Genomic DNA, 7,792 nt, shown 5'->3' with positions numbered 1-7,792 from the left:
GAACAGTACCTTTGCAAACGTGATCCGGAACACAACACAAAAAGAAAAACACAAAGTATTAACCAAATCTAAAAAAAGAAAGGAAAACACATTATGGCAGTGAATTACAAGATCTATCAGAGCAAGGCTAACAACGCAAGCAAGGGACTCTACTACGCTCGTGCGGCTTACCGCGAGTCGGTGGGCTTGAAGAAGCTCGCGGAGATAATGCAGGCGAACTGTACCGTGAAGTATTCGGACATCCTCGCCGTGCTCACCGAGCTGGCGGAGGTGATGAAGACCGAGCTGCTAAACTCGAACAGCGTGAAGATTGAGGGTCTGGGCACCTTCCGCGTAACCCTGAAGTCGAAGGGCTGCGCGAACCTCAAGGAGTTCAAGCCGCAGAACCACATCATCGGCGCTCGCGTGCGCTTCGCACCGGAGGTGCACAAGGACATCGTATCGGGCAAGCGCGTGAAGCCGATGCTCGCCGGCATGAAGGTGGCGGAGCTCGACGACTACAAGAGCGTGAAGCGCGCTGACGTGACTAAGGAGTAGGCGTTGAGCCGTAGGGAGGCCTTCGTACTCCGCAGCACCGGGGCTCGATTAGTGAGGCTGCTTGCTGCGGAGGCCGGAGACCTCCGCTACGCTTTGATGGAACACCAGTTACAGATAACACGAACTTATTAAACGTAATACCATGAAAAGAATGAATAAAGACACTTTGAAGACGATACTGAAGCTGATTGTGGCCATCGCTACGGCGGTGCTGAGTACGCTGGGCGTACAGGCAATGGTATATTAAGCTACCTCTGAACAAGGATGTATACACTCTGAAGTCAGGGGAATATATACATTATTTATAGCTCTGGCTTTGTGAAGTCAGAGCTATATTCTTTTACAGCTATCAATAGGCTGATGCGAACTTGGCGAACGGCACAACCTTTATGTTATATCCGTCCTTGTTTATTTCCCTCTCGTCGTTGTTGGTGATGATAATCAGGTTGTTGCATTTCAGTTCTTCGGCACATTCTATAAGACTTGTAACCTCGCGTTTCTCTGTTTTTGGTGAAGTCATGTCGTAGCATACCTGAATGAGCTGGTGTATTTGTGCGCCATTACGAGTAACGAAGTCTACTTCGCGATCGTTGCGCGAACGATAGTAGAACAACGATGTCTCTACTTGGAAACCCTGGCGTAGCAGTTCCACGAATACCTCGTTCTCTAACAAGCGTCCCAGATTCTCGCTTATATTGAAAGCTTTGGACGTTACAAATCCATTGTCGATGACATATACCTTAGTTGCAGCCTTTTTCATCAACTTCAGTTTGTTATTGAAGCGTGGCAGATAGTAGAACAGATATGGCTCATGCAGATAGTTCATGAATTTGCGTGTTGTCGTAACGCTCGTCATAGACAGCTCTTTGGCAATATCGTTGGCAGAAAGCGGGTTGCAGAAGTTTGACAACAGATAAATGGCGAGGTTGTTCAGGTCGTTTATGTTGCGTATGTTGTGGCGTTTTGCCACATCCTTCCATATTATCGAGTCGAACAACGTAGATAGATAGTTGCGTGTAATGCTGCGCATATCAATAGTTTCGGGATAACCTCCATTGCGCAGGTAGTCGTCGGCTATTACGGTAGCCTCGGCTGTTTGCGCCTCGTTGTTGCCTTTTGTGCTTAAGCCTTTCCATTCCATTGTTTCAGAAAGGCTGAATGGCAACATCTCCACTTGTAGATATCTGCCCGTAAGCACAGTTGCCATTTCGCTGCTGAGCATCTTGGCATTGCTGCCTGTGATGACGAGATTCTTACCACGGCGGTATAGTTTTGATATCCATATATCCCAGTCTTTCAGATTTTGCACCTCGTCGAGCAACAAGTATTCATAGTTAGGATACACTTCGTCGAGAGTGCGCATTACAAGTTCCTCGTCCCAGCCCGACAGCAGAAGGTTGTCGTCGAAATTGAGATAAGCAAAGTTTCTGCCTTGCAACATTAATAGGGCGTATGTCGATTTGCCCACACGTCGAGGACCGGTGATGAGTTTTATCATCGGATTGGCGAGAAGAACAGATGCGTTTGTATTCGACTTGCGTACGAGATAAGGTCGCGCCAGCAATTCGTCACGTTCCTTGCGTTGATTTTGTATGACAGTATTCATAATCGCTCGTTGTATAGTTGTCCTTTAATGATGGCAAATATACAGCTTTTTATCCAATAAAAACGCTGTATTGGATAAAAAAGCCTGTTTTTATCCAGTATAATGCAGTTTAGTGGATAAAACTGGTAAAAATATTGGAGCAGTAAACCTTACTTTACACATATCTATATATTATATATCGGGGCGCAATTGGGCTACGGAAAAGCTGAAAGATATAGTTTTTTTGAAAAAATATTGAGAAATACTTGACATCGCCTGCGCTGAACAGTACCTTTGCAAACGTGATCCGGAACACAACACAAAAAGAAAAACACAAAGTATTAACCAAATCTAAAAAAAGAAAGGAAAACACATTATGGCGTACAGGCAATGGTATAAGCGCTACGCGAATTTTGAATTGTGAATTGTGAGTTTTCAGAAAAAAGACGTATTTTTGCACGCATAAACATAATTGAAATATAAATAACACATACAAGGAGATATTATGAGAATAAGATTCTTGAAGCGCATGGCATGTCTTTGGGTTATGTTGTGCGTGTCGTTGAGTGCCGGTGCGGTGCTCAAGGAGAAAAACCTTAATTCGACATTGTCGGTGCTGCGCGCCGAACTGGAGACGACGTTCAACGAGCAGCGCAAGAACATGGCGCGCTACACGGTGTATGCCGAGACGCAGCACAAGCAGATGATAAGTCTGATGCAGCGTAGCGACCAGGTGGCGCTGATGCTCTACTCGCAGAAGCAGGACTTCACGTTCGATATGACGTACGCCTGCCATGAGGCTACGGAGATGTACCGCGAGTTCAGCAAGCGAAGCATGCCGTATAAAAACATCATGAAGCGTATGGACTCGGAGCTGACGCGCTACAAGTATCTGATAGAGACGCTGAGCAAGATTCCGCCGTCGATGGTGCGCAGGGACAGTGTGCAGCAGGCGCCGAAGTTCATCGTGGACAAGAACGGAAAGCAGCGCAAGCTGCCCTTCATGCTCGACGGGCAGGGACTGCACGACCGCAAGGCGTGTCTGGACTATGCCGTGGCGCTCGCGCGCAATCTGCAGAACATGCGCAACAGTGTGGAGAAGGACGAGCAGCACTACCAGCTCATGTCGGCGAAGCTGAAGAAAATGAACGACTACGCTATTCAGCGATATAACGACATACAGCACACCATCTTCGTGAACGGCGACCAAAACTATCTGGAGATTCTGAAGAATATGCCGATGCAGTATCACTCGGCTAAGGCTGACGTGAACGAGAAGTACGACGAGGAGAAGGTGAAAAGCGCCGACGGCGGCGAACGCAAGGTCTACTCACAATGGCGCGGACCTATCGTGGGCGGACTGAGCGTGTTCGTGCTGCTGTATATGATGCTTGCCGGCATGTTGAGCAACGTGCTGGTGCGCTGGCTCGTGCCCAAGCGCTTCCGCACGGAGGAGTTCATGAAGAAGAAGGTGTGTCTCATACTGTTCGTGGCGATGTTCATCTTCGCCGTGTCGGTGATGGTGGCACGCACGTTCATGTACCATAACTTCTTCCTCATGGCGTCGAAGCTGCTCATAGAGTACGCATGGCTGCTCTGTGCCATTTTCTTCTCGCTGCTGGTGCGTCTGCCGGGCGACCAGATAAAGAGCGGTTTCCGCATCTATGCGCCTATAATGCTGATGTCGTTCATCGTCATCACGTTCCGCATCATCTTCATACCGAACAACCTCGTGACGCTCATCTTCCCGCCCATACTGCTCGCGTTCACCGTATGGCAGTGGCGTGTGGTGAAGCGCCATAATGCTAACATTCCGCGCTCGGACATCTTCTATACATGGATATCGCTGGCTATAATGGTGTTCTCTACCGCCTCGGCGCTCTACGGATACGTGCTGCTGTCGGTGCAGGTGCTCATCTGGTGGATGTTCCAGCTGAGCTGCATACAGACCATTACGTGCGTGTACGACATACTGGCGCAGTACGAGAAGCGTTATCTGGCGCATAAGATACACTCGGAGGCTGAGGCTGAGAAAGCGAAGAAGGGGTCGGTGCTGAGCATCATCACCAAGAGCCACAACAAGCACATCAACGTAACGTGGTTCTACGACTTCGTGTACATGGCGTTGGTGCCGATGATAAGCGTGTTCTCGGTGCTGCTCTCAATATGGTGGGCGGCTGACGTGTTCGACCTGACGGCTACGGTGTGGACTATATTCATGTTCGACTTCCTGAACGTGCCGGGCGTGGTACAGCTCTCGATAGGCAAGCTGGTGATGGTGATGTCGCAGTTCTTCCTGTTCCGCTACATCAACTATCTCGTGAAGTCGCTCTATCATAAGTACCACAAGTCGAAGGTGGTGGTGAACGGCAAGCCCAACTTCACGCTCGCCAACAATATCATAGCCATCTGCTGCTGGGGTCTCTACTTCATCATATCTATCAAGATGCTGAAGATTCCGTCTACTGCTATCTCCGTAATCTCGGCTGGTCTGGCGACAGGTGTGGGCTTCGCCATGAAAGACCTGCTCGAGAATTTCTTCTACGGCATATCACTAATGACCGGACGTGTGCGCGTAGGCGACTACATAGAATGTGACGGCATACGCGGAAAGGTGGACAGCATAACGTATCAGAGTACGCAGATCATCACCGGCGACGGATGCGTGATAGCCTTCCTCAACAGTTCGCTGTTCAGCAAGAACTTCAAGAACATCACTCGCAACCACTCATACGAATGGGTGAAGGTGCCGGTGGGCGTGGCGTACGGCTCGAATGTGGAGGAAGTGAGACAGATGCTCATAAAGGCAGTGAACAATCTGGAGGAGAAAGCGCCCGACGGCAGAGACGTGATAGACCTGACGCGACCGGTAAGCGTGGTGTTCGACGACTTCGGCGACAACTCGGTGAATCTCTTCGTGACTTATTGGGGGCTTGTCGACTACAAGTTCAGCAAGACCGGTCAGGTGAAGGAGGCGATATACAACACGCTCAACGAGCACAACATCGAGATACCGTTCCCGCAGAGAGACCTGCATATCATATCGCAGTAGTTTTGAAGGGGGAAATAACAAAAATGAGAGTCTTTCGTGTCGTTTTGTACTAAAAAACTAAAAAAGAAAGGTCTATTTGTTGATTGTCTCAAGTAAAATGTATAATTTTGCTGACAAATTGTAATCATAGACAAAATTTCATTATAGAAGATGGACAAAATTGACAATCTAGACAGAAAGATACTTAGTATTCTCTCTAAGAACGCACGCATCCCATTCAAGGATGTAGCTGCTGAGTGTGGCGTATCACGCGCCGCAATCCACCAGCGCGTTCAGCATCTCATTCAGGGTGGCGTAATCGTTGGTAGCGGCTTTGAGGTGAACCCGAAGAGCGTAGGCTACAGCACATGCACATACGTAGGCTTGAACCTCGAGCGCGGTAGCATGTATAAGGACGTGGTGAAGCAGTTGGTAGACATACCCGAAATCGTGGAGTGCCACTACACAACCGGTCCGTACACAATGCTGCTTAAGGTGTATGCTTGCGACAACGAACAGCTCATGGACCTGCTCAACAACAAGATGCAGATGATTCCGGGCGTGGTGTCTACAGAAACACTCATATCGCTCGACCAGAGCATCAAGCGCGAGATTCCGGTACACCTTGAGGACAAGAATGAAGACTAAGCGCCGCGTTGCGTACTGAATAAACAAACATCTCCCACAGAGATTACATGACACACAGAACAGACACCGCTTCTGCAAAGGAGCAGAACGTCGGAGATTCTATGTGTTCTGTGAACTCTGTGGGAATATTTTTATAAGTATGGAATCATTTAACCTGAACAAGCATCTCGCCGACTTCTACGACAACAAGCCGAAGACAAGCCAGCGACCCATTATAGGCATAACAACCAACTACGAGGGCGTCGACGCTACAGTGCGCGACCGCTACTACCATCAGATTATAAAGGCAGGAGGCACGCCCGTGCTCATTCCGCCAATGGCAGACCGCAACGTACTGCTCGATACGCTCGAAACTATCGACGCTCTGCTGCTCACAGGCGGCGGCGACTTCAATCCGCTGTGGGCTGATGAGGAGCCTTCGCCTGCGCTGCATAACATCAACAACGTGCGCGACCTGCCCGAACTGCTCATAACCCGACTGGCGTTCGATCGGCAGATTCCGATGCTGGGCATCTGCCGCGGCGTGCAGACACTTGCTATGGCGCTCGGCGGACGGGTACACCAGGACATCTCGCACGATCCGACAAACTACCGACACTCGCAGGATGCAGACCGCTCGGAACCGACGCACACCGTGGAAATAGAGAAAGGCAGCGTGCTCTATAATATATATAATAAGGAGAAAATGTTCGTCAACTCGTTCCACCATCAGGCTGTGGCGGCACCGGGTGAGCGCTTCAAGATAACTGCGCGGGCGCTCGACGGCGTGGTTGAGGCAATAGAGAGTAGCGAACATAAGGCTGTGCTCGGAGTACAATGGCATCCGGAGTGGCTTGGTGATGACGGACTGCCGCTCTTCAAGTGGCTTGTGGAGGAGGGCGATGTGATGCGACGCGCAAAACTGTTCCACCAGCGCAACCTCACGATCGATTCGCACTGCGACACGCCGATGTTCTTCCCGCAAGGCGTGTGCTTCGACCATCGCGACCCAAAAGTGCTCTACGACCTGCACAAAATGAACGAGGGCAGGACGGACGCGGTGACGATGGTGGCATATCTGCCGCAGCCTAAGCCGGAGGAAACTTTCGCCGACGTAGCACCATTCCCCGTCGACACACCGAAAGCTTACGCCGACCTTATCTTCGACAAGATTGACGAGATTGTGCTCAGCGACTCGCGGTACATCGCCTTGGCGCGAAGCCGTGAGGACTTGCTGCGCAACAAGCGCAATGGAGTAAAATCGCTGATGATTGGTATAGAGAACGGTCTTGCGATAGAGAACGACTTGCGAAACGTGAAGCACTTTGCCGACCGCGGCATAGTATACATCACTCTTTGTCACAATGGCGACAATCAGATATGCGACTCGGCGCGCCGCACTCTCAATACTCACGGCGGCGTATCGGCGTTCGGCGCTGAGGTGATACGCGAGATGAACCGCTTGGGAGTGATGGTGGACATGAGTCATGCCGGCGAGAAGTCGTTCTACGATGCGCTGGAGATATCGGCGAAGCCAATAGTATGCTCGCACAGCAACAGCAAGGCGTTGTGCGACGTGCCGCGCAACCTCACCGACGACCAAATGCGAGCCCTCGCCGCAAAAGACGGAGTATGCCAGATAACACTCTACAACGGATTCCTGCGCACCGACGGCAAAGCTTGCATCAACGACGCAATGCTCCATCTCGAACATGCCATCAACGTAATGGGCATCGACCATGTGGGACTTGGCACCGACTTCGACGGCGACGGTGGCGTGCCCGGACTTGCCGACGCCTCCGAACTGATAAACTTCACAAAAGAGCTGCTGCGCCGCCGCTATTCGGAAGAAGATATGGCGAAGATATGGGGCGGCAACTGGCTAAGAGCGCTCGAAGCAAACAGAAAGTTATAGCATCTATAAGGTGTTTTTGCAGAAACATACTACATTAATATTAAATATACCCGTTGGCGGAATTAATTTAAGTTGATAAATATGAGTAAAAAGTTGC

Annotated in this window: 6 protein-coding genes; 5 read left to right on the top strand and 1 reads right to left on the bottom strand. The window is 50.2% G+C overall.

What is annotated here, in order from left to right:
- Positions 1–99 precede the first annotated feature (99 nt).
- Positions 100–537, top strand: a complete 438-nt coding sequence (locus tag KTQ90_RS12040) for an HU family DNA-binding protein (RefSeq protein ID WP_217318634.1) — start codon at positions 100–102, stop codon at positions 535–537.
- Positions 538–688: 151 nt separating this feature from the next.
- A complete protein-coding gene (locus tag KTQ90_RS12035) occupies positions 689–784 on the top strand; it encodes a smalltalk protein (RefSeq protein ID WP_217318633.1) in 96 nt (31 codons plus the stop codon).
- Positions 785–886: 102 nt separating this feature from the next.
- Here the strand turns inward: KTQ90_RS12035 and KTQ90_RS12030 are convergent, their stop codons facing one another.
- Positions 887–2,143 carry an ATP-binding protein gene (locus tag KTQ90_RS12030; protein WP_022157773.1) on the bottom strand — a complete coding sequence of 419 codons (1,257 nt, stop codon included), beginning with the start codon at positions 2,141–2,143 and terminating at the stop codon, positions 887–889.
- Between the two features lie 484 nt (positions 2,144–2,627).
- Here KTQ90_RS12030 and KTQ90_RS12025 point away from each other — a divergent pair, with 484 nt between their 5' ends.
- The 3 genes from KTQ90_RS12025 to KTQ90_RS12015 all read left to right on the top strand — a co-directional run bounded on the left by KTQ90_RS12025 (position 2,628) and on the right by KTQ90_RS12015 (position 7,695).
- On the top strand, positions 2,628–5,174 hold the full coding sequence (locus KTQ90_RS12025; RefSeq protein ID WP_217318632.1) for a mechanosensitive ion channel family protein: 2,547 nt from the start codon (positions 2,628–2,630) through the stop codon (positions 5,172–5,174).
- A 150-nt stretch (positions 5,175–5,324) separates the two neighbouring features.
- Positions 5,325–5,801, top strand: coding sequence for an Lrp/AsnC family transcriptional regulator (locus KTQ90_RS12020; protein ID WP_022157770.1), 477 nt, complete (start codon positions 5,325–5,327; stop codon positions 5,799–5,801).
- Between the two features lie 139 nt (positions 5,802–5,940).
- On the top strand, positions 5,941–7,695 hold the full coding sequence (locus tag KTQ90_RS12015) for a membrane dipeptidase (protein ID WP_217318631.1): 1,755 nt from the start codon (positions 5,941–5,943) through the stop codon (positions 7,693–7,695).
- Positions 7,696–7,792 lie beyond the last annotated feature (97 nt).

Origin of the sequence: Leyella stercorea, assembly GCF_019052365.1 — a bacterium.
Classification (GTDB): domain Bacteria; phylum Bacteroidota; class Bacteroidia; order Bacteroidales; family Bacteroidaceae; genus Prevotella.
The sequence above is the reverse complement of the archived record's forward strand: the minus strand, read 5'-3'. Positions and strand labels throughout refer to the sequence as shown.

Coding starts and splice junctions, on each gene's coding strand:
- KTQ90_RS12035 (WP_217318633.1), top strand. CDS start 689: ATGAATAAAGACACTTTGAAGACGATACTGAAGCTGATTGTGGCCATC.
- KTQ90_RS12030 (WP_022157773.1), bottom strand. CDS start 2,143: ATGAATACTGTCATACAAAATCAACGCAAGGAACGTGACGAATTGCTG.
- KTQ90_RS12015 (WP_217318631.1), top strand. CDS start 5,941: ATGGAATCATTTAACCTGAACAAGCATCTCGCCGACTTCTACGACAAC.
- KTQ90_RS12025 (WP_217318632.1), top strand. CDS start 2,628: ATGAGAATAAGATTCTTGAAGCGCATGGCATGTCTTTGGGTTATGTTG.
- KTQ90_RS12020 (WP_022157770.1), top strand. CDS start 5,325: ATGGACAAAATTGACAATCTAGACAGAAAGATACTTAGTATTCTCTCT.